A 20766-nucleotide genomic window follows, 5' to 3' on the forward strand; every position below is an offset into this window, starting at 1 on the left:
CAGAGACCCGGAATCAGCCGCCACGATGTGCGGACCGCGTACACAGCCAGGAGCGAGTCATGCCGGACGCCGTAGTGATCGGGTCGGGACCCAACGGGCTGGTGGCCGCGAACCTCCTGGCCGATGCGGGCTGGAGCGTGGAGGTCCTGGAGGCCCAGGACGAGCCGGGGGGCGCGGTCCGGCACGACCGCGGAGTCGACCCGGACTTCGCGAGCGACCTCTTCAGCTCCTTCTACCCCCTCGCTGCCGCGTCCCCCGTCCTGGCCGGTCTGCATCTGGAACGGGAGGGCCTGGGCTGGAGCCACGCGCCGAAGGTACTCGCCCACCCCCTGCTGGACGGCCGCTGCGCGGTTCTCAGCCGTGACCCCGACGAGACCGCCACCAGCCTGGAGACGTTCGCTCCCGGGGACGGGGCGGCGTGGAGGGAGCTGCGGGAGGTCTGGGAGACGCTGCGGCCCGACATCCTCGACGCCTTGTTCACGCCCTTCCCTCCGCTCCGCTCCGGGGCGCGGCTGGCGCTGCGGCTGCGCGCCGCCGGTGGGCTGCGGCTGGCCAGGACGATGGTGCTGCCGGTGCGGCGGCTGGGCGAGGAGGAGTTCCGGGGTGAGGGCGGCAGGCTCCTGCTCGCGGGCAATGCCCTGCACGCGGACCTCTCCCCGGAGTCGGCGGGCAGCGGGGGCTTCGGCTGGCTCATGTCCATGCTCGGGCAGACCTACGGCTTCCCCGTGCCCACGGGTGGCTCCGGGGCACTCACCGGCGCGCTCGTCCGCCGTCTGGCACGCCGCGGCGGCACCGTCCGCTGCGGGGAACAGGTCACCGAGGTCGTCGTCCGCGGCGGGCGGGCCGTCGGCGTCCGCACGAGGAGCGGCGAGGAGGTACCTGCCCGCAGGGCGGTCCTGGCCGATGTGTCGGCACCGGCCCTCTACGGCTCCCTGGTGGCCGAACAGCACCTGCCCGGACGGCTGCTCAGCGACCTGAAACGCTTCCAGTGGGACTTCGCCACGTTCAAGGTCGACTGGGCACTGAACGGCCCGGTGCCCTGGACCTGCCCGGAGGCCGCACACGCCGGGACCGTGCATCTGGCGGAAGGCGTGGACGCCCTCACCCGTTTCGCGGCGCAGATCGCCATGGGCCGTGTCCCCGACCGGCCCTTCGCCCTCTTCGGCCAGATGACCACGACCGACCCCTGCCGCTCGCCCCGGGGCACCGAGTCCGCGTGGGCCTACACGCACGTACCGCACCGCGTCCGGGGGGACGCCGGGGACGAGGGGCTGTCCGGTGCGTGGGACGCGCGGGAGCAGGAGCTCATGGCCGACCGCGTCGAGGTCCAGGTCGAGCGCTATGCCCCCGGATTCCGCGGCCTCATCAGGGCGCGGCGCGTCCTCGCCCCGCCCACGCTGGAGAGCATGGACGCCAACCTCCACGGTGGCGCCATCAACGGCGGTACCACCGCCATGCACCAGCAACTGGTCTTCCGCCCCTCCCCGGGCACCGGCCGGCCGGAGACCGCCCTCCCCGGCCTCTACCTCGCATCCGCCTCCGCGCACCCGGGGGGAGGAGTCCACGGGGCGCCCGGGGCCAACGCGGCGAGAGCGGCCCTGCGGGGGCAGCGCACCGGCGCCCTGTCCCTGCTCCAGAACCGGCTCACCCACCGTGACCGCGAGGGACGGCGGCTCTGACAAGGGGCGCCCGGTCCGGCCGCCGGCACCGGGCGTGGTGGGCGTTCCGCTCAGCGCCCTCCTCGGTCCGCGCTCAGCCGGGCCGCGACCTTCACCCGTTCGGCTTCGGGCCCGCGCCGACGCTGGACGACGTCGAAGCTCACCGTCTGTCCCGCCGTGAGCCCCACGGGACACGCCTCGATGATCGCGGAGAAATGCACGATGATCTCAGGCCCGCCCGCACTGGGACGGATGTATCCGTAGCCCTTCTCAGCACTGAACACCTGCACTGTGCCCTCGGCCATTTCCTACCTCTCCAGGATTTCCACGCTCGTGCGTGTGCGTTCGCCGGCGGACATCGACCGCGCGGCGCCGTCGATGTCCGCCGGCGGAACAACGGAACCGACGAGAGGGGGAAGTCGCACTGCGCCCGTACCTGTCCGGAAACAGCAGGCGGACCGCGCCCCCTCACTTCTGCGGATCGTGCCCCCAGTTCATGAGGGAATATCGCCACCGCGTGTCCGTCACATCACCTTCGGGGCGCTGCCCGAGGTGCCGGTGCACGTAGCTGACGACTTTTCGCATATGAGCGATGTCGTCGTCGGAGAGGTCGGCCCTGTTCTTGTCGAGCAGCTCGACGATGCGCCTGCCGGAGGCGTGCCCCACCGATTCGCCGTCCCCTTCGGACTGGCCCACGCTCTTGGAATCGTCTGTGGCCAGCCATGCTTCCAGCCGCCCGGACGTCATGTTGACCGCCTCACCGAACTCGTCGGCAGCCTCTTTCCGGCTGGACTCGCTCTCTTCGCTCACGACGAGGTGCCCTTCTTGCGCAGCGAATCCGGACTGTGCACCGCCCGACGACCGGTCTCGTCGCTCTCGACCTCGTACTGCGGTTCGTCCTTCGAGGCGTCAACCGTACGCCCGGCCGCTTCGGTTCGTTTCGTGATCTTCCGCTTCACCTTCCCCTGCACGGAATGCCCGTGACTCTGCCAGGAGACGCTGTCGCCCTTTTTCAGTTTCTTTTCTTCGGCCATCCCGCACACTCCCTCAGTCGGCTGGTTCCACGACACCGGGTCTCACTGTCTCTTTCTTCAGCATTCGCCGCATCTCCCGCCGCCCGCCGGCCTCCACGGGCCGGTCACCGCTTTCGGCCGGTCATCCGGTCAGGGAATCACCGCGTGCACAGCTCCGGGGAGGAGGCCTTCCCACCGTGCATGTCGGGCGGCGCACCGGGTACCGCCTGTGCGACGGTGGGCAGTCCTCAGCACACGACACTCAGGTGAAGAACCACTATGGACCGGCACCGCCGGAAAACGGTGGAGGGACTGACCCTCGGATGTCGAGACCGGCGAGAAGTCCTTTCGACTGGGCCGGACGCCGGGCGGGGCGCGGTGACCGGGCGGCCGCCGCGGGTGTGTGGGGTTCAGGCGGACAGCGCGGGGATGATCGTGGAGCCGTAGGCGTCGATGGTCGCCTCCCGGGCGTCGTGCATGTTGTAGACGGCGAACTGGTCGACGCCCAGCTCACGCAGGACCTGAAGCTTCTCGATGTGGGCGTCGGCGGGGCCCAGCAGGCAGAACCGGTCCACGATCTCGTCGGGGACGAAGGCGGTGTCGGGGTTCCCGGTGCGGCCGTGGTGGCTGTAGTCGTATCCGGAGCGTCCGGCGATGTACGCCGTGAGCGCCTCGGGCACGAGACCGGAGTGCTCGCCGTAACGGGAGACGAGATCGGCGACATGGTTGCCGACCATGCCGCCGAACCAGCGGCACTGCTCCCGCGCGTGGTCCAGGTCCTCGCCCACATAGGCGGGTGCCGCGACGCAGACGGTGACGGAATCCGGGTCGCGGCCGGCCGCGGCGGCCGCGTCGCGTACCGCCTTCACCATCCATTCGGTGAGGTAGGGGTCGGCCAGCTGGAGGATGAAGCCGTCCGCCTTCTCCCCCGCCAGGGCGAGGGCCTTGGGCCCGTACGCACCCATCCAGACGGGCAGTCTGCCGTCCTTCACCCATGGGATCCGGACCGGCTGTCCGTCGACGACGGCCTCGCGCCCTTCGGCGAGGTCCCTGATCACCTCGATGGCCTCACCCAGTCTGGCCAGGGTGTTCGGTCTGCGGCCCGCCACTCTCATCGCGGAGTCGCCGCGCCCGATGCCGCAGACGGTGCGGTTTCCGTACATCTCGTTGAGCGTGGCGAACGTGGAGGCCGTGACCTCCCAGGTGCGGGTCCCCGGGTTCGTCACCATCGGCCCGACGATCATCCGGTCGGTGTGCTCCAGGATCCGGCTGTAGATGACGAAGGGTTCCTGCCACAGCACGGTCGAGTCGAAGGTCCAGCCGTAGCGGAAGCCGTTACGTTCCGCGCGGCGCATGAGTCCGACGACGGCCGAGGCGGGCGGATCGGTCTGGAGGACGAGTCCGAAATCCATACAGATGCTCCTGGTCCGGTGCTGGCGGGGAACGCGGGTCTGCGGATGCCGGGACCGGCACGCCCGGAAGTCCTCCGGGCAGCGGTCCTCAGTGGTCCGGGGGGGCACGCCGGGGCGGCTCTGCGGGCGCGTCCGTGAGCGACGTGCCGCGACAGAGCTTTCCACATCGGGCCGCGCAGGGTCCCGTACGCCGGCCGTCGTGCGGGCGCGTCGCGGGTGGCACGCCCAGCGCCCGGCCGTGGGTCTCCCGTCCGGCGACCAGGTCCCGAGGTCGTCACGGAATGAGCGATTCGACCATCGAAGGTATCGTTTGTGGCGTTTGGTCACGGTATCGGCCTCCTCGGTGGTGGCATCCTCCCGCCCGGTGGGGCCGGCCCGTACCCGCACACTCGGCGCACGAGCACTTCAAGCGGAAGGATCAGCCATGGGCACGGTCGCCACGGTTGACGGCACGGAGATCTACTACAAGGACTGGGGCCCTCGTGACGCCCGGCCGATCGTGTTCCACCACGGATGGCCGCTCAGCGCGGACGACTGGGACAGCCAGATGCTGTTCTTCCTCGCTCAGGGCTATCGCGTGATCGCCCACGACCGGCGCGGCCACGGGCGCTCCACCCAGAGCGCGGCCGGGCACGACATGGACACCTACGCCGCGGACGTGTCCGTACTGGCCGAGGCGCTCGACCTGCGGCAGGCCGTGCACATCGGCCATTCCACCGGCGGCGGCGAGGTCGCCCGCTACGTCGCACGGGCCGAGCCGGGCCGGGTGGCGAAGGCGGTCCTCGTCAGCGCCGTGCCACCGGTCATGGTGAAGTCCGCGTCGAATCCGGGCGGGCTGCCGATCGAGGTGTTCGACGGGCTCCGCGCCTCCCTGGCGGCCAATCGCGCCCAGTTCTACATCGACCTGCCGTCGGGCCCGTTCTACGGGTTCAACCGCCCCGGTGCCCAGGTGTCGCAGGGACTGATCGACAACTGGTGGAGGCAGGGAATGCGGGGCGCGGCCAACGCCCACTACGAGTGCATCAAGGCCTTCTCGGAGACCGACTTCACCGAGGACCTCAAGAGGATCGAGGTGCCGGTCCTGGTCGCCCACGGCACCGACGACCAGATCGTTCCCTACGAGGACGCCGGCCCGCTGTCCGCGAAGCTCCTGCCGAACGGCAGGCTCAAGAGCTACGAGGGCTATCCCCACGGGATGCTCTCGACACATCCGGACGTCATCAATCCCGACCTCCTGGCCTTCGTGAAGGAGTAGGGAGACCCGCTCCCCACCCGGTGACTCACCCGTCCGGTCCGTCTCCGCGACGCCGTGCCGTCTCCGAGGAGGACGGCGGCACGGCTCAGCCGGATGTCACAGGTACTGGCAGGTCCCCCGCGGCAGGTAGGTCCCGTGGCCCGCGTGACCCACGAACGCGCGGTCCTCGATGACCGGTTCGCCCCGCGACAGCACCGTCTTGACCTGCCCCGTCACGCGCTTGCCCTCGTAGGCGGAGTAGTCGACGTTCATGTGGTGCGTCCCGGCGGAGATGGTCTGCTCCGCCCCGGGGTCGTAGACGACGACGTCCGCGTCGGCACCCGGTGCGATGGTGCCCTTCTTGGGGTAGAGCCCGAACATCCTGGCCGGGGACGCGCAGGCGATCTCGATCCAGCGCCGGCGCGAGATGTGACCGTCCACGACGGCCTGGTGGAGGAGGTCCATCCGGTTCTCCACGCCCGGCATGCCGTTGGGGATCTTCGAGAAGTCGTCCCTGCCCATCTCCTTCTGGCCCGAGAAGCAGAAGGGGCAGTGGTCGGTCGAGACGACCTGGAGCTCGTTGTTCCGCAGACCGCGCCAGAGCGCCTCCTGGTGCTCCCGGGGCCGCAGCGGGGTCGAGCAGACGTACTTCGCGCCCTCGAAGCCGGGCTCGGCCAGATTGTCCGTGGAGAGGAAGAGGTACTGCGGGCAGGTCTCGCCGAAGACCGGGAGCCCTTTGTGGCGGGCGGACGCGATCTCGGCGACGGCCTCGTCGGCGGAGACGTGGACGACGTACAGCGGCGCTCCGGCGACCCGGGCGAGCTGGATCGCGCGGTGCGTGGCCTCCGCCTCCAGCGCCACCTTGCGGACGTCGCCGTGGTGGCGGGGGTCGGTACGCCCCCCGGCGAGGGCCTGCTCGACCAGGACGTCGATGGCGATGCCGTTCTCGGCATGCATCATGATCAGGCCGCCGTTGCCGGAGGCCCGTTGCATCGCGCGGAGGATCCGGCCGTCGTCGCTGTAGAAGACGCCCGGGTAGGCCATGAAGAGTTTGAACGAGGTGATCCCTTCGGCGACGAGGCGGTCCATCTCCTTGAGCGAGGACTCGTTCACGTCCGAGAGGATCATGTGGAAGGCGTAGTCGACGGCGCAGTTGCCGTCCGCCTTCGCGTGCCAGGTGTCGAGCCCCTCCCGCAGGGAACGCCCCATGGTCTGGATGGCGAAGTCGACGATCGTGGTGGTACCACCCCATGCCGCGGCCCGGGTGCCCGTCTCGAAGGTGTCGGCGGCGTAGGTCCCGCCGAAGGGCATCTCCATGTGCGTGTGCGCGTCGACACCCCCCGGGACGACGTACATCCCCGTGGCGTCGATCCTGCGTTCGGCACTCCAGCTCGCCGCGGCGTCGGTGCCGTGGGCGGCGAGGGCTGCGATGCGTCCGCCCTCGATGAGAACGTCGGCGTGGATCTCGTCGGACGCGGTGACGACGAGGCCGCCGTGGATGACGGTGCGGCTCATGGGTCCCTCCTCGCGGTGACAGAGCCGGCCCGTGCACGTGGGCCGGGTGCGTGGTGACGTACGGGGACGCGGGCCGCCCCGCGGCAGGGGCCCTGCCGCGGGGCACCTGCTGTCAGGTTGCCGCGTGCAGCGCCTCGCCCAGGATCTCCGCGCCCTCCTCGGCCTCGGTGACGGTCAGCGACAGCGGTGGCGCGATCCGCAGCACGCTGGTGTTGTGGCCGCCGCCCTTGCCGATCAGCAGCCCGCCGGCGCGGGCCGCTTCGAGCACGGCGGCCGCGGCCTCCGGATCGGCCTCGTCGGTGCCGGGCTTCACCAGCTCGATGCCGATCATGAGCCCCCGGCCACGTACCTCCCGTACCGCCGGCGAGCCGGCGCCGACGGCCCGCAGCCTCTCGATGAGCAGGCCGCCGACCCGCCGGGCGTTGCCCTGGAGGTCGTGCTCCAGCAGGTAGGAGAGGTTGGCGAGCCCGGCCGCCATGGTGACCGGTGAACCCCCGAACGTCGAGATGGAGTTGGCGTCGAGGCAGTTCATGACGTCCGCGCGGGCGACGACTCCGCCGATGGACATGCCGTTGCCGATGCCCTTGGCGAAGGTGAGGATGTCCGGCGGCCCGCTCGAGGCATGGGCCTGCCAGCCCCAGAAGTGGTCGCCCGTACGCCCCCAGCCCGTCTGCACCTCGTCGGAGATCCACAGGATGCCGTGCCGGTCCAGGACCTCGCGGAACGCCGCGTACAGCCCGTCGGGCGGTGCGGTGAACCCGCCTACCCCCTGGACGGGTTCGGCGATCAGCGCCGCGACTCCCCTGGTGTGCCCGAGCAGGTCCTCCAGATCGGCCACACAGGCCTTGATGAACCGTTCGTCGCTCAGCTCGGCGTACGGTCCCCGGGTGCGGACTCCGCCATGGACGTACAGCGTCTGCAGGGGTGACAGGCTGGTGGTGGACCAGGACCTGTTGCCGGTGACGGACACGGCCGAGAACGACCTGCCGTGGTAGCTGTTGCGCATGGCCAGGATCTGGTTGGACGAGCGGTGGGCGGTGGCCAGCAGCAGGGCCGCGTCGTTGGCCTCCGTGCCCGAAGTGGTGAAGAAGACGCGGGCGTCGGGGATGCCGGAGAGGGCGGCGACCCGCTCCGCGAGCTCGACCATGGGGCGGTTGAGGTAGAGCGTCGAGGAGTGGATGAGGCGGCCGGCCTGTTCCGAGACGGCCTTGGTCACCTCGGGCAGGGCGTGCGCGGTCATCGTGGTGAGGATGCCGCCGAAGAAGTCGAGGTACCGGTTGCCGTCCGCGTCCCAGACGTGGCGTCCCTCACCATGGGTGAGTTCGAGGGGGTGCCGGTAGTAGAGCGCCAGCCACTCGGGGCTGACGGCCAGGTGCCGCTCGTACAGTCCCGTCACGGCTCCACCAGCCCTTCGTACGCGTCCGGCCTGCGGTCCCGGTAGAACGCCCATTGCTGACGGACCTCCTCGATCAGCCCGAAGTCGAGGTCACGGACGAGGAGTTCCTCCTCCTTGTCGCTGGCGACGTCACCGACGAACTGCCCCCGCGGGTCGACGAAGTAGCTCGTGCCGTAGAAGTCGTTGTCGCCGTACTCCTCCTGTCCGACGCGGTTGATCGCGGCGACGAAGTACTCGTTGGCGACGGCGGAGGCGGGCTGTTCCAGCTGCCACAGGTAACTGGAGAGCCCCCGGGAGGTGGCGGACGGGTTGTACACCAACTGGGCTCCGTTAAGCCCTAGTTGACGCCAGCCTTCGGGGAAGTGGCGGTCGTAGCAGATGTAGACGCCGACCTTGCCGACGGCGGTGTCGAAGACCGGCCAGCCGGCGTTCCCCGGCTTGAAGTAGTACTTCTCCCAGAAGCCCTTGACCTGCGGGATGTGGTGCTTGCGGTACTTGCCGAGGTACGAGCCGTCGGCGTCGATCACCGCAGCGGTGTTGTAGTAGAAGCCGGACTGCTCGAGTTCGAAGACCGGCACGACGACGACCATGCCCGTCTCGCGGGCCAGGTCCCTCATGCGCCGGACCGTCGGCCCGTCCGGGACGGGTTCGGCCCAGCGGTAGTGCTCGGGCTCCTGGACCTGGCAGAAGTAGGGGGCGTTGAACACCTCCTGGAATCCGATGATCCGCGCGCCCTGCCGGGCCGCCTCGCGAGCGTGTTCCTCATGTTTGGCGATCATGGATTCGGTGTCGCCGGTCCAGGTCGCCTGGACGAGTGCGGCGCGTACGACGTGGGACATGAGCTGCTCCTTCGACGCGGCGTCAGAGAGCCTCTACGCCCGTAGACACGGTGCATAGGAGGAGAACGTAAGCCCCGTCACACAACGGGGCAAGACCATCGCCGTGAACCGGCGGAGTCGATCATGTTTCACACCCGAGCGGTCGACACCCCCCCGGGCGGCCCGCGGGGCGGGTCGGCCTACGGCGCCGCGATGCCCGCCATCCGCAGCGCGTGGACCACATCCCACTCCCGCGCCGCCGACACCTCGCGCGCGGCGGCCAGCAGACGGGGAACGAGGTGGCGGGGGCCGCCCTCGGCGACGCGCGCCGCGTCCTGCGGGGTCCGTGCGCGCACGAACGCGCCCAGCAGCGCCCGCGCCTCCGGTTCCCGGCCCGCACGGTCGAGGGCGACGACGGCGTCGGCGACCTCGGCGGCGGGCCGTGCCACTCCTTGCCGCAGCAGTTGCCCGCAGTCGTCCGCGTGGCCTGCGGCAGCCAACGCAGCCGCCGCGTCGGCGAGTTCGACGGGAGGAAGGGAGGACACCTCCCACAGCAGGGTCGCCCAGTCGGCGTCCAGGCCCGCCCCGTGCAGGGCGACGGCCAGGACCGGCAGCCGCTCCGCGGGCCACGCGGCCGCTTCGCAGAGCACCGCGTGCGCCTCGCCGCTCCGGCCCTCCGCGCGCAGCCGCTCGAGCAGGGCGACGGTGTCCTCGGAGGCCCGGCGTGCGGCGGGGTCGTACTCCTGCGCACGGGGGGCCGGGGAAGCGATCACGTCGGCCGGAGCACCATGGAACCGGGCTCCGCGCGGAGCGGTGACGCCCGCCGAGGGAGCAGGCCGGCCCGGTCCGGCCGCGGGGAAGAGGCCCGCCTGCGTCTCGTCCTCCATCTCCAGACCCGCGAAGCGCGCCCCCCGGGGTTTCCTGCGCCGGGGCTCGGACGCGCCGGGCGCAGGCACGGTGGGCTCCGGCACGGTGGGCTCGGAGGCTGGGCGCGCGGGCTCGGTGGGCGCGGGTTCGGTGCGCGCGGGCCCGGTCGGCGCGGACTCCTCGCGCGGGCCGGCGCCCGCCGCTCCGGGCAGGGCCCCGTCCACCGCCGCGAGCCGGGCGCGGAGCTCCGCACATCGCGCAGTGGCACGGGTGTGGTCGTCCCGCGCCCAGGCCAGGGCGTCCGGACCCACCGCCGGAGCGGCTGCCCCGTCCGCGTCGGCATCCCGCAACCGCCGGGCGGCGTACGACTGCTCCCGGAGCATCACGCCCAGCCGGTCGGCGAGGGCCTGACGGCCGCCCGGCCGGCTGTCGTGCGCCGCGGCCGACGCGGAACACAGGGCGGCGGCCCGTACGGATTCCCTCGCCGCGTACGTGGCACCGCGCACCGCCGCGAGGTCCTGGAGCAGCGACTCGACCACGTCCCAGGGCGGCACCTCGGAGCCGTCGAAGCAGGCACGCATACCCGCGGGGTCCCGTGCGCAGAAGACCCCGTACCATCCCTGACCGGGATCGAGCAGGGCAGCCAGGTCTCGTAGGTACTGTGCGAACGCCCTTACTTCCACCGTGTGCTGATGCACTGTCACCGTCGCCTCATCGGTCGCCCGGGACTGGAGCACTCCAGTCCGCGGGCATTCGACCGCAGGCGTGTTACGGGAGGGATACGCGCGCTTTTCCGGCGTGGGGCGGGCGGGGCGCGGCCGCTACCGGCGCGCGCCCCCGTCAGAAGGTGACTGCGATCCCCGTGTGGGGCCGCTTGCCGAGCCGTACGAGTGTGGCGGGTACGTCCACGAGCCAGAACTTCCAGCTGTACTTGCGGGTGAGCACCTTGCGTACCCCCGCCATCGCGTCCCCGTGGAGCAGCCTGGCCGTGCCCTCGGCGCTCGGGGCGCCCTCGGCGATCCGGCCGCGGGCGTCGCAGACGGTGACGCGTACGCGGCTGTCGTTGCGCAGCCGCTTGACCTTCCACGAGTCCGAGCGGGTCCAGACGTAGAGGACGTCGCCGTCCGCCGCCGCCCAGACGGGCGTGGCCACCGGCGTGCCGTCCTTCCGGTACGTGGTGAGGCTGACGTACTCGCTGCGGGCGAAGTCCTGGAGAGTCACGGTCGCGACCCTACTCGGGTTACGCCGTGAGCGGCAGCCGCCCCGGTCCGGGCCGCGGAGCCGGGACCGGCCGGGGCGCCCGCCGGATCGGCCGGGCGGGTGACCCGGCCGTCGGCAGGACACGCGGGGGCCGGCACGGGCGACGGCCCCCGACGCCCCTTTGACGGGGTGCCCTCAGACTCCGCCGGCGAACTTGCGGGCGAGCGCCTCACCGGCGCTGACGGCGGCGGCAGGGCTCTCGATCGGTGCGGCCCTGGAGTTCCTGAAGAGGATGTAGGTGACGCCGGAGGCCGTTCCGCCGGTCTTCGGGTCCGGATCGATGCCGAGCGACCGGGCCAGGGCGTACGAGCCCTCGCCGATGATTCCGGTGGGCCCGGTGTCCCCGACGACGGCGTAGCGGACCTTGCCGTCGTGGATGACGGCGGCGACACCGCCCCCCTTGATCCCCGACGTGGTGTAGTTCCAGAGCGGTCCGGGGCCGGGGACGACGACGTAGGGCACCTCGGAGGAGTCCAGGTACTTGCCGTCCGATCCCTGGAAGGCCGTCCGGGGCTGGAACGAGGGGTCGGTCCTCGTGTTGCAGACGGTGGTGACCTGACCGTCGCAGTCGATGTCCATGTCGGCCTCCCAGAACACGGCCTCGTCGGTCCCGCAGACCGGGACCGTGGCGGCCGCACTCTGATCGGTCCGGTACTTCCCCTGGGAAATCCGGCTGCAGTTCCTCACCTTGGCCAGCAGTTCGGCCGCCCCGACCGGGCTTTCGCCGTCCGCGACCGCGGTGGCGGGGAGTGCCGCCGCGAGGAGAGCGGCGCCGGAGAGCGCGGAGAGGAAGAGCATGCGCGTACGCACCGTCGTAGTCGCCCTTTCACTGGACACGAAGAACCCTGGCGGGCTCCTCCTTGCAGACGCGACCCGGCAGCGGGCGACCGGCCGTGTCAAGGCCTCGGGGCCGGAAGGGCGCGATGAACCACGCCCTTCCGGCCCCGAGGCCTCTGCTCGCGCCGACCGGTCAGGAACGGCCGCTCGGCGATACCACCATGGCCGACCCGCCACCGCGCCGCACCTTTTCGGCTGCCGCCAGCCAGCGTCCTCCGGGGAGGCGCTGGATGCCCGTGGCGGCCCCGATCTCCGGGTTCGCCTTGAACACGTGCCCGAGGGCCTCCAACTCCCCGCGCACCGGGCTGTCCCACAGCCCCGGCTCGATCTCGGTCGTGGCCGAGTTGCGCTGACTCGCGCGCGGGGCGGCGATCGCCTCGACGAGTGGCAGCCCCCTGTCCAGGTGGCCCGTCATGGACTGCAGGACCGTGGTGATGATCGTGGCACCGCCCGGCGACCCGAGGGCCAGTACCGGCTTTCCGTGTTCCAGCACGACGGTCGGCGAGATCGAGGAACGCGGGCGCTTGGCCGGGCCGGGCAGGTTCGGGTCGTGGACCGCCGGATTCGCCGGCGCGAACGAGAAGTCGGTCAGCTCGTTGTTGAGCAGGAACCCCCGCCCCGGAACCGTGATTCCGCTGCCGCCCGTCGACTCGATCGTCAGGGTGTACGCGACGACGTTGCCCCACTTGTCGGCGGTCGTCAGGTGCGTCGTGTTCTCCCCCTCGAACGTCGTCGGGGCGGCCTCTCCCCCGCCGGCGCAGCGGGCGGGGTGGCGCGGGTCACCCGGAGCGAGCGGGCTGGTGAGTACCGCGTCGTCCTTGATGAGGCACTCGCGCGAGTCCGCGAACCGCTGGCTGAGCAGCGCCCGCGTCGGCACGTCCTCGAACGCGGGGTCGCCGACCCACCGGCCCCGGTCGGCGAACGCGATCCGGCTCGCCTCGATGAGGCGGTGCAGGTACTGCGTCTCGGTCGCCTTCGAAAGGTCCGTCGACTCGAGGATGTTGAGGGCCTCGCCGACGCTCGTGCCCCCGGACGAGGACGGCCCGATGCCGTACACGTCGAGGCCGCGGTAGGCGGTCCTCGTCGGGGCCTGGCGCAGCGCGCGGTACGCCTTCAGGTCCCCGGTCGTCAGATCCCCCGGACGCACCACACGCGTCGCCGCCGGGTCGACAGGGGGCTTCCGCACGGTCGACACGATGTCCCGGGCCAGCTCGCCCCGGTACAGCTCGTCGACGCCCTCACGGCCGAGCGTGCGGTAGGTGCGGGCGAGGTCTGGATTCCTGAACACCGATCCGGTCACCGGCAACTGGCCGCCCGGCAGGAAGAGTTCGGCGGACGCGGGGAAGTCGGCGAACCGCGCCCGGTTCGACGCGGTCTGCGAGCGGAAGGTGTCGTCCACGACGAATCCGTCGCGGGCCAGCCGCTCCGCCGGTTCGAGCAGCCGCCCGAGCGGTTTGCTGCCCCAGGCGTCGAGCGCCTTCTCCCAGGTGGCGGGTGTGCCGGGGGTGCCGACGCCGAGACCGCTGGTGACGGCGTCGTTGAAGGGGATCGGCTGCCCGTTCTCCAGGAAGAGCGACGGGTCCGCACTCCGGGGCGCGGTCTCGCGGCCGTCGATGGTCCCCACGCTGCCGGTCCTGGCGTCGTAGTGGACGAAGTACCCGCCGCCTCCGATGCCCGCGGAGTAGGGCTCGGTGACACCGAGCGCGGCGGCGGTGGCGACGGCCGCGTCGACGGCGTTGCCTCCCTTGCGGAGTACCTCGATGCCGGCGGCCGACGCGTCCGCGTCGACACTCGAGACGGCTCCCCCGTATCCCACCGCCACCGGGGACTTGGGAGGCGGCACGGGTGGTGCCGAGGCCGCCGGGGCCGCGGCACCGAGCGAGCCGATGACGGCGATCACGACTGAGAACGACACATTCCGGCCGACGGAACGACGCATCCGTACCTCCTGTGAAGGATCGTCCGCGCAGGGTAACGCCGCACCGCCCGTACCGTCAGGACCGCCTCGGCCACATGTGCGGACGGACCGGTCAGCCGGTGCCCGCCGGTACGGCCGCCCGCTCGGCGATCAGTCGCATGATCTCCTGCTGGTGCGCGGCCAGGTAGAAGTGGCCGCCCCGGAAGACACGGAACTCGAAGGCGCGCTCGGTGTGCCTCGACCAGGCCTGTGCCTCCTCGACGGTCACCTTGGGGTCGTTGTCGCCCACGAGGCTCCACACGGGGCATCGCAGCGCGGGACCCGGCTCGTAGACGTAGGTCTCGGCGGCCCGGTAGTCGGATCGGATCGCCGGCAGGGCCATGCGGATCAGTTCCGGATCCTCGAGAACGGCCGAGTCCGTACCGCTCAGCAGCCTCATCTCCTCGATGATTCCGTCGTCGTCCCGCAGGTGCACGCTCTCCGTGCGGGGCGCGGAGGGGGCCCGGCGCGCGGAGGCGAACAGGGCGTGCGGCACGACGCCGTGGTCGCGCTCGAGCCGGCGCGCGACCTCGAAGCCGAGGGTCGCGCCCATGCTGTGCCCGAACAGGACCAGTGGACGGTCCGTCCACTCCAGGAGCACGGAGGTCACCTGGTCGGCCAGTTCGGTGATGGTGGCGACGCAGGGCTCGGCCCGCCGGTCCTGCCGCCCCGGGTACTGCACGGCGAGCACGTCCGTGTCGGCGGGCAGACCCGCCGACACGGGCTGGTAGAAGGTCGCCGAGCCACCCGCGTGCGGCAGGCACACCACCCTGACCGCCGCGTCCGGACGGGGGTGGTAGCGGCGTATCCACAGGCTGTTGAGCTCGGCCGACGTGGTCATGGGGTGCGGGTTCCCTTCGTGGCGGCGGCGCGGACGGGCCGCGCCGGGCGTGCCCGAGAAGTCTCACCGGCCGGGGGCGCGGGCCACACCCCTACCGCCCCCAGGGCCGGGGGCGGCGGGCGGGACTCACGCGTTGAGGTAGGCGAGCACCGCCAGGACACGGCGGTTGTTGTCACTCGACGGGGGGAGCATCAGCTTGGAGAAGATGTTCGAGATGTGCTTGGCCGCAGCACCCTCGGTGACGGTCAGCCGCTGGGCGATGGCGGTGTTGGAGCACCCCTCCGCCATGAGTTCCAGCACGACGCGCTCCCGCGCGGTGAGCGCGGACAGCGGTTCGTCGCGGGAGTGGGACGTCATCAGCTGGGCCACGACGGTGGGGTCCATGGCCATGCCGCCCGCGGCGACGCGGCGGACGGCGTCGATGAACTGACGGTCGTCGAGGACGCTGTCCTTGAGCAGATAGCCGATGCCGCCCGTGCCGTCGGCCAGCAGTTCGCGGGCGTACATCTGCTCGACGTGCTGGGACAGGACGAGGATCGGCAGGCCTGGCTGCTCACGGCGGGCGAGCAGGGCCGCCTGCAGGCCCTCGGTGGTGAACGTCGGGGGTAAGCGGACGTCCACCACGGCGACGTCGGGACGGTGTTCGGCGATGGCATGTCTCAGGTCCGTCCCGTTGTCGACGGCGGCGACCACCTCGCAGTCGTAGGCCTCGAGCAGTTGGATGATTCCCTGCCTCAGGAGGAAGAGGTCTTCGGCGAGGACAACGCGCACGGCAACTCCATTTTCATGACGGTCGGGCCGCCCGGGGGACTGTCGATCTCCAGGACGCCGTCAAAGGATGCCAGCCGCCGCCTGATGCCCTCCAGACCGCTCCCGGCCGACATCTCGGCGCCCCCTCGGCCGTCGTCCGTGACCTGTCCGTGCAGGGTGCCGTCCGCGTAGTGGAGATCCACCTCGACCTGTCGGGCGTCGGCGTGCTTGAGCGCGTTGGTGAGCAGTTCCGACACCGAGAAGTAGAGGGCGGACTCCACGGGATCGGGCAGTTTCCCCGGCAGGACCGCCGTGACGGTGACGGGCAGTGGACTGGCCAGGCCCAAGGCCCTGACCGCGTCGGCGAGTCCGCGTTCGGCGAGCACCGGGGGGTGGATGCCCCGGACCAGGCCGCGCAGCTCACGCAGGGCCTGCACGGAGGAGCTGCGCGCGTCGTGCAGGAGCCGGCGGGCCTCCTCGGTGTTCCGGTCCAGCTGCCGGTCGACGGCGCCGAGGGTGAGGCCGAGGCTGACCAGCCGGGCCTGGGCGCCGTCGTGCAGATCGCGTTCGATGCGGCGCAGTTCGGCGGCCTGGATGTCGAGCGCGCCGGAGCGCGTCTCCGACAGGTGGCGCACCCGGGAGGCCAGGCGGGCGCGCTGGGTCGGGCCCAGCAGGAACAGGACGAAGTAGGCGTACCCCTTCAGAATCCAGGGGCTGAGGTGGAGCCAGCCGGCGAACACCGCGAGCGCCGCCAGGGCCGCCGCGAGGGCGGCGGGCCAGCTGTCGACGGTGATGAACGCGTACCAGCGGCCCACGCCGTCGGAGGCGACGGGCCGCCACAGCCCGCAGGCGAGCAGCAGCCCCTCCCCCGCGTAGTAGAGCAGCGCGGCGGGGGCACTGCCGAGCAGCAGGCCTACGACGCTGTTGAGGAGCAGCCACAGCAGGTCGCGCCAGCTCGCCGGGTCGGCCAGGATCCACTTGCAGCGGCGCACCCAGCCGACGATGTCCCGCTCGATCTCCTCCGGTTCCGGCCGGTAGGGCCGTTCCACCGGGACTCCGGAGCGGGCGGCGGCACGCCGGCTCAGGTCGCAGACCCAGCGCACCGCGGTGGTCAGGTGGGGCAGAGCGAGGAAGCCGATCCCGATGAGGCACAGGACGGTGAAGTACGTGGTCGTGAGGAAGAGCACGACCGAGGCCAGGGCTCCGGCGGCGATCAGCGCGCCGACCAGTGTGTCCTGTACGGCCCGGCTCAGTCGCATGCGCCCATCGTCCCATTCGCGGGGGCGGACGAGGGAAGGACCGTCCCCGGACGGGGGTGCCGGGGACGGTCCGGTCCTGATACGGCTCACGCGGCCTTCACCGTGTCGACGGCGGGCGTGCGCATTCCGCGCCACGAGGGCAGGAGCGTGGCGCCGAAGACCAGCACCAGGGACCCTCCGACGATGGCGAGGTAGATCCCGGGGGATCCGGAGGGCAGATAGGAGTCGGACTTGACCATGCTGTACGGAACGATGGTGGTCGCCGCGGCGATCGTTCCGAGGACGGTGGCGATGATTCCGATGAGGACGCCCTCGACGGTCAGCATGCCGAGCACCTGACGGCGCGTCGCCCCCGTCAGTTGCTGGAGGCCGAACTCGGCCCGGCGCTTGCGGGTCACCGCCACGAGGGTGTTGACGACGGTGATGGCGGCGTATCCGACGATCATGGCGACGATCGTATAGTTCGCGGCCACCAGGATCTGCTGGATCTGGTTGTTCCGGCCGGCCAGCGAGTCGCCGTCGTCCAGTTCCGTGCCGGGCACACCCGCGGCCAGCCCGGCCAGTGCCTCGCGGAGTCCGGCGGTGCCGCCCTGTTCGGAGCGGACCAGGATCTGGTGCGGAAGCCCGTCACTCGTGTGCGGGGCCAGGGTCGCCGCGGGCAGGGTCACGTACTGCTGCTTGGGGTTGTCGGCGTAGAGGGCGACGACGGTGGGGCGTACGGCGGTGCCGTCGCCGAGGCGCAACGGCAGCCGGTCCCCGACGCCCACGCCGTACTCCTCGGCCTTCTTGTCGGAGAGGGCGACCGTGTCCCCGCGCAGGCCGGACAGGGATCCGGCGACGGGCCGCAGGTCGAGGCTCTGCCGCACGCCTTCGGCGGACACGCCCCGCAGTTCGGTGTCGGCACGCCCGTCGGGGGCGTCGACGAAGCCGCGGCTGGTGACGAACTCCGAGGCGGCGGCCACACCGTGCGTCGACCGGACCCGCTCGACGACGGCGGGCGCGAATCCGCCCGTGGTGGAGTCGAGGACGTAGTCGGCCAGGACGTTCCGGTCGTAGGAGCTCTGGGAGACGTGGTCCTCGGTGGCCTGCATGTAGAGGGTGCCCGTGGCGATGCCGATGAGCAGGACGATGGGCGCGACGGCGCCCGCCATACGGACGTTCGCCGTGGTCGCGTTGCGCAGGGCGAGCATGCCGGGGATGCCGGAGAAGGCGCGCACCGGCAGGTGCAGCAGGGCGACCATCGCCTTGGTGATGCCGGGGGCGAGCAGCGCCAGGCCGATGCAGAACAGCACGGAGGCGGGTCCGGCGGTGCTGGCGAGGGTGGGTCCGTCCTCCATCACCGTGGCGGTGGCGACGGCGAGGCCGATGCCGTTGGCGAGGAAGAACAGCGCGATCAGCAGCCGGGGCACGCTGAACCAGCGGGTGCCGACGGCGGATTCGGCCAGGGCGGCGACCGGTTCGGTGCGGGCGGCGCGGCGGCCCGCGAAGCGGGTGGCCCCGGCGGCGGCGAGCACGGTGACGACGGCGCCGACGGCCATCGGTACCCAGCCGGCGTGGTACACGACCGCCGACGAGACGACGCCGCTGGAGGTGAGCACGCCGAAGAGCAGCCGGCCGAGCAGGTATCCCGGGTACAGGGCGAGCAGCACCGAGGCCACGGAGAGCACCGCGGTCTCGATGAGGATCATCCGGCGCAGTTGCTGCGGGGTGGAGCCCACGGCCCGCAGCAGGGCCATCTCCCGGGTGCGCTGCTGGAGCGACAGCCCGAGGGTGGAGGCGACGCCGAACATCACGATCAGCACCACGGACGAGCCGAAGATGGCCGCCAGGATCACGACGGTGCGCTGGCTGGCGAGCGTGCCGGGCAGCTCCGCCAGGCCGCGCCGCTCGCCGGTGAGCACCTCGGCCCGGTCGCCGACGACGGACCGCACCGCGCCGGCGACCGCCGCGGTGTCCGCGCCGTTCTCCGGCAGCACGCCGATCGAGTCGATCCGGCCGCCGGCCAGGGTGCGGGCCTGCTCGTCGCTGAAGAACAGCGCGGCGTCGGGGTTGCCGTCACCCCGCTGGCGGGCGACACCGCTGACCGTGAACCGCCGGGTGTCGCCACCCACGGCGATCTCGACGACGGAGCCCGGGCGGGCACCGGCGCGCTCGGCGAGCCCGGAGTCGAGTACGACCTCGCCGCCGGCGACGGGGGAGGCGCCGGCGGCGAGGGTATAGGGGGTGAGCCGGGCACCGGCCCAGCCGTGGCCGTACGAGGTGTCCTCGCCGGTCAGCGCCTTGCCGTCCTTGAGGACGGTGGCGGGGAAGGACACGTCGCCGACGGCCTCGCGGACGCCCTCGGTGCGGGCCACCTCACCGACCAGCGACGGGTCGATGCGGTGCCGCTCGGTCAGGGCGGCGCCGTCGTAGGACTGTTCGCCGGTGACCACGACCGGGGCGCCGTTCAGGCGCAGCGGGTCGGCGGCCATCCGGACGCCGGTCTCCATCAGGCCGCCGCAGCCGATGACGATCGCGGCACCGAGGAACATGGCGAGGAAGGTCGCGACGAAACTGGTCCGCCGGAACTTCAGGGTGCGCAGGGCGAGCCGCCACATCAGTACAGCCCTCCGGTCGTCATCGGTGCGGCCTGCTGGCGGTTCTCGTCCTCCCAGGCGCCGAGCCGTGTCATCCGCGCCGCGACGGCGTCGGCCGTCGGCCGGTGCAGTTCGCCGGCGAGGGCGCCGTCGGCGAGGAAGACGACCCGGTCGGCGTACGAGGCTGCCACCGGGTCGTGGGTGACCATGACCAGGGTCTGGCGGGCGTTGTCGACGGATTCGCGCAGCAGGGAGAGGACGGCCGCCGCGGTACGGGTGTCCAGCGCTCCGGTGGGCTCGTCGGCGAAGACCACGGCGGGCTGGGTGACCAGGGCGCGCGCGATGGCGACGCGCTGCTGCTGGCCGCCGGACAGCTCGGACGGCAGGTGGCCGAGGCGGTCGGCCAGGCCGACGCGCTGGACGACGGTGCGGATCAGGTTCTTGTCGGGCCGCTTTCCGGCGAGCTGCAGCGGCAGGGTGATGTTCTGCATCACCGTCAGGGCCGGCAGCAGGTTGAACGACTGGAAGATGAAGCCGATCCGGTCGCGGCGGAGCATGGTCAGCTGGGTGTCGTCGAGGCCGGCGAGGTCGGTGCCCCCGACGGTCACGCTTCCGGACGTCGGCCTGACCAGGCCCGCGGCGCAGTGCAGGAAGGTGCTCTTGCCGGAACCGGACGGTCCCATCACCGCGGTGAAGGTGGCGTCGGCGAAGCTCATGGAGAGTTCCCGGAGCGCGGCCACCTGGCTGTCAGCCCGTCCATAGATCTTCGACACGGTGTCCAGTCGTACCGCCTCCGTCCGACGGAGGTCGTGTGATGTGTGCATCGTGCTCCCCAATGAAATGACGCGCTTCCCACGCGGTGTCTGTGGATCAGATTAGGAGCGGCAGGGCCTCCGCACATTGGCCTTATACCGCCGATTCGAGGTAGAGGTTTCTCTACCTCCGTACTCATGTATGTGGAGTCGTGCAGCAGTTCCATGCCATGGAGCTTTTTCCGACTTCACGTCGAGGCGTTGTGAAGAGGGACGTCAGGCTTCGCGATGCCGGTGATCCTGGTGGCGCCTCCAGCGGTTTCCGCAGGAGGTACCGGCCCTGCGGAGACACTGCGCGGTCTCCCCCGACCGACCGGGGCCGGAACGCCATTTCCCCGGAAGGAATAACGAACCCCTGTCAAGGGGGCAGAAATACCCGCAGGACAGTACAGCTGTCGCCGCTCTGTCCGAATCGTTTACCCCACTGTAAAAGTGCGGTCACTGCCAGTGTCACAATGTGAATGAACGGGTAACGTCGAAGCATCCGAAAACCCTCGAGTGATTGGATTCTCTGTGTCCAGGACAGCCGGCTTCCCCAGGGCCGAGAGGTATGACGGCACC

General features: G+C 71.4%; 18 protein-coding genes. 2 read left to right on the forward strand and 16 right to left on the reverse strand.

All coding sequences use genetic code 11. The features are described 5' to 3' along the window. Window positions 1–59 precede the first annotated feature (59 nt). Window positions 60–1679, forward strand: coding sequence for a phytoene desaturase family protein (locus LWJ43_RS05180; RefSeq protein ID WP_277331096.1), 1620 nt, complete (start codon window positions 60–62; stop codon window positions 1677–1679). Between the two features lie 50 nt (window positions 1680–1729). On the opposite strand, the gene LWJ43_RS05185 is transcribed toward LWJ43_RS05180, so the two are convergent. The 4 genes from LWJ43_RS05185 to LWJ43_RS05200 form a co-directional block, all read right to left on the reverse strand. Next, window positions 1730–1963, reverse strand: coding sequence for a cold-shock protein (locus tag LWJ43_RS05185; RefSeq protein WP_277331097.1), 234 nt, complete (start codon window positions 1961–1963; stop codon window positions 1730–1732). Window positions 1964–2126: 163 nt separating this feature from the next. Beyond that, a complete protein-coding gene (locus LWJ43_RS05190; protein ID WP_277331098.1) occupies window positions 2127–2468 on the reverse strand; it encodes a DUF3140 domain-containing protein in 342 nt (113 codons plus the stop codon). Further along, the gene (locus tag LWJ43_RS05195) at window positions 2465–2692 is read right to left on the reverse strand and encodes a hypervirulence associated TUDOR domain-containing protein (protein WP_277331099.1); all 228 of its coding nucleotides are present in this window, start codon (window positions 2690–2692) and stop codon (window positions 2465–2467) included. Before LWJ43_RS05195 ends, LWJ43_RS05190 begins: the two co-directional genes overlap by 4 nt. Window positions 2693–3081: 389 nt before the next feature. Beyond that, window positions 3082–4083: a TIGR03842 family LLM class F420-dependent oxidoreductase gene (locus tag LWJ43_RS05200; RefSeq protein ID WP_277331100.1), complete on the reverse strand. Its 1002-nt coding sequence runs from the start codon at window positions 4081–4083 to the stop codon at window positions 3082–3084. Between the two features lie 424 nt (window positions 4084–4507). On the opposite strand from LWJ43_RS05200, the gene LWJ43_RS05205 reads away from it, so the two are divergent. Continuing rightward, window positions 4508–5338: an alpha/beta fold hydrolase gene (locus LWJ43_RS05205; protein WP_277331101.1), complete on the forward strand. Its 831-nt coding sequence runs from the start codon at window positions 4508–4510 to the stop codon at window positions 5336–5338. A 96-nt stretch (window positions 5339–5434) separates the two neighbouring features. On the opposite strand, the gene hydA is transcribed toward LWJ43_RS05205, so the two are convergent. The 12 genes from hydA to LWJ43_RS05265 form a co-directional block, all read right to left on the reverse strand. After that, window positions 5435–6832 carry a dihydropyrimidinase gene (gene hydA / locus LWJ43_RS05210; RefSeq protein WP_277331102.1) on the reverse strand — a complete coding sequence of 466 codons (1398 nt, stop codon included), beginning with the start codon at window positions 6830–6832 and terminating at the stop codon, window positions 5435–5437. 112 nt (window positions 6833–6944) lie between these two features. Next, on the reverse strand, window positions 6945–8228 hold the full coding sequence (locus LWJ43_RS05215; protein WP_277331103.1) for an aspartate aminotransferase family protein: 1284 nt from the start codon (window positions 8226–8228) through the stop codon (window positions 6945–6947). Continuing rightward, on the reverse strand, window positions 8225–9067 hold the full coding sequence (locus LWJ43_RS05220) for a nitrilase-related carbon-nitrogen hydrolase (protein WP_277331104.1): 843 nt from the start codon (window positions 9065–9067) through the stop codon (window positions 8225–8227). The genes LWJ43_RS05215 and LWJ43_RS05220 overlap by 4 nt, the downstream gene beginning before the upstream one ends. 179 nt (window positions 9068–9246) lie before the next feature. Continuing rightward, a complete protein-coding gene (locus LWJ43_RS05225) occupies window positions 9247–10617 on the reverse strand; it encodes a hypothetical protein (RefSeq protein WP_277331105.1) in 1371 nt (456 codons plus the stop codon). 136 nt (window positions 10618–10753) lie between these two features. Continuing rightward, on the reverse strand, window positions 10754–11134 hold the full coding sequence (locus LWJ43_RS05230) for a PPOX class F420-dependent oxidoreductase (RefSeq protein ID WP_277331106.1): 381 nt from the start codon (window positions 11132–11134) through the stop codon (window positions 10754–10756). A gap of 174 nt (window positions 11135–11308) precedes the next feature. Next, window positions 11309–11983 carry a glycoside hydrolase family 75 protein gene (locus LWJ43_RS05235; RefSeq protein ID WP_462100864.1) on the reverse strand — a complete coding sequence of 225 codons (675 nt, stop codon included), beginning with the start codon at window positions 11981–11983 and terminating at the stop codon, window positions 11309–11311. 160 nt (window positions 11984–12143) lie between these two features. After that, a complete protein-coding gene (gene ggt, locus LWJ43_RS05240; RefSeq protein ID WP_277331107.1) occupies window positions 12144–13949 on the reverse strand; it encodes a gamma-glutamyltransferase in 1806 nt (601 codons plus the stop codon). 91 nt (window positions 13950–14040) lie between these two features. After that, window positions 14041–14808 (reverse strand): thioesterase II family protein, encoded by a 768-nt coding sequence (locus LWJ43_RS05245; RefSeq protein ID WP_277331108.1) that lies wholly within the window; start codon window positions 14806–14808, stop codon window positions 14041–14043. A 126-nt stretch (window positions 14809–14934) separates the two neighbouring features. Beyond that, window positions 14935–15579 (reverse strand): response regulator transcription factor, encoded by a 645-nt coding sequence (locus tag LWJ43_RS05250; protein ID WP_277331109.1) that lies wholly within the window; start codon window positions 15577–15579, stop codon window positions 14935–14937. Continuing rightward, entirely contained in the window at window positions 15543–16817 is a 1275-nt protein-coding gene (locus LWJ43_RS05255) for a sensor histidine kinase (protein WP_277331110.1), read from the reverse strand. Before LWJ43_RS05255 ends, LWJ43_RS05250 begins: the two co-directional genes overlap by 37 nt. An 86-nt stretch (window positions 16818–16903) precedes the next feature. Then, complete coding sequence (locus LWJ43_RS05260; protein WP_277331111.1) at window positions 16904–19414, reverse strand: FtsX-like permease family protein; 2511 nt, start codon at window positions 19412–19414, stop codon at window positions 16904–16906. After that, window positions 19414–20217, reverse strand: a complete 804-nt coding sequence (locus LWJ43_RS05265; RefSeq protein ID WP_277331112.1) for an ABC transporter ATP-binding protein — start codon at window positions 20215–20217, stop codon at window positions 19414–19416. Before LWJ43_RS05265 ends, LWJ43_RS05260 begins: the two co-directional genes overlap by 1 nt. Window positions 20218–20766 lie beyond the last annotated feature (549 nt).

Source organism: Streptomyces sp. JH34, from assembly GCF_029428875.1.
Classification (GTDB): domain Bacteria; phylum Actinomycetota; class Actinomycetes; order Streptomycetales; family Streptomycetaceae; genus Streptomyces.

Excerpts from the sequence above, each read along its gene's own strand:
- LWJ43_RS05195 (WP_277331099.1), bottom strand. The coding sequence starts at position 2,692 with ATGGCCGAAGAAAAGAAACTGAAAAAGGGCGACAGCGTCTCCTGGCAG.
- LWJ43_RS05265 (WP_277331112.1), bottom strand. The coding sequence starts at position 20,217 with ATGCACACATCACACGACCTCCGTCGGACGGAGGCGGTACGACTGGAC.
- LWJ43_RS05220 (WP_277331104.1), bottom strand. The coding sequence starts at position 9,067 with ATGTCCCACGTCGTACGCGCCGCACTCGTCCAGGCGACCTGGACCGGC.
- LWJ43_RS05185 (WP_277331097.1), bottom strand. The coding sequence starts at position 1,963 with ATGGCCGAGGGCACAGTGCAGGTGTTCAGTGCTGAGAAGGGCTACGGA.
- LWJ43_RS05205 (WP_277331101.1), top strand. The coding sequence starts at position 4,508 with ATGGGCACGGTCGCCACGGTTGACGGCACGGAGATCTACTACAAGGAC.
- ggt (WP_277331107.1), bottom strand. The coding sequence starts at position 13,949 with ATGCGTCGTTCCGTCGGCCGGAATGTGTCGTTCTCAGTCGTGATCGCC.
- LWJ43_RS05255 (WP_277331110.1), bottom strand. The coding sequence starts at position 16,817 with ATGCGACTGAGCCGGGCCGTACAGGACACACTGGTCGGCGCGCTGATC.
- LWJ43_RS05260 (WP_277331111.1), bottom strand. The coding sequence starts at position 19,414 with ATGTGGCGGCTCGCCCTGCGCACCCTGAAGTTCCGGCGGACCAGTTTC.
- hydA (WP_277331102.1), bottom strand. The coding sequence starts at position 6,832 with ATGAGCCGCACCGTCATCCACGGCGGCCTCGTCGTCACCGCGTCCGAC.
- LWJ43_RS05200 (WP_277331100.1), bottom strand. The coding sequence starts at position 4,083 with ATGGATTTCGGACTCGTCCTCCAGACCGATCCGCCCGCCTCGGCCGTC.
- LWJ43_RS05245 (WP_277331108.1), bottom strand. The coding sequence starts at position 14,808 with ATGACCACGTCGGCCGAGCTCAACAGCCTGTGGATACGCCGCTACCAC.
- LWJ43_RS05180 (WP_277331096.1), top strand. The coding sequence starts at position 60 with ATGCCGGACGCCGTAGTGATCGGGTCGGGACCCAACGGGCTGGTGGCC.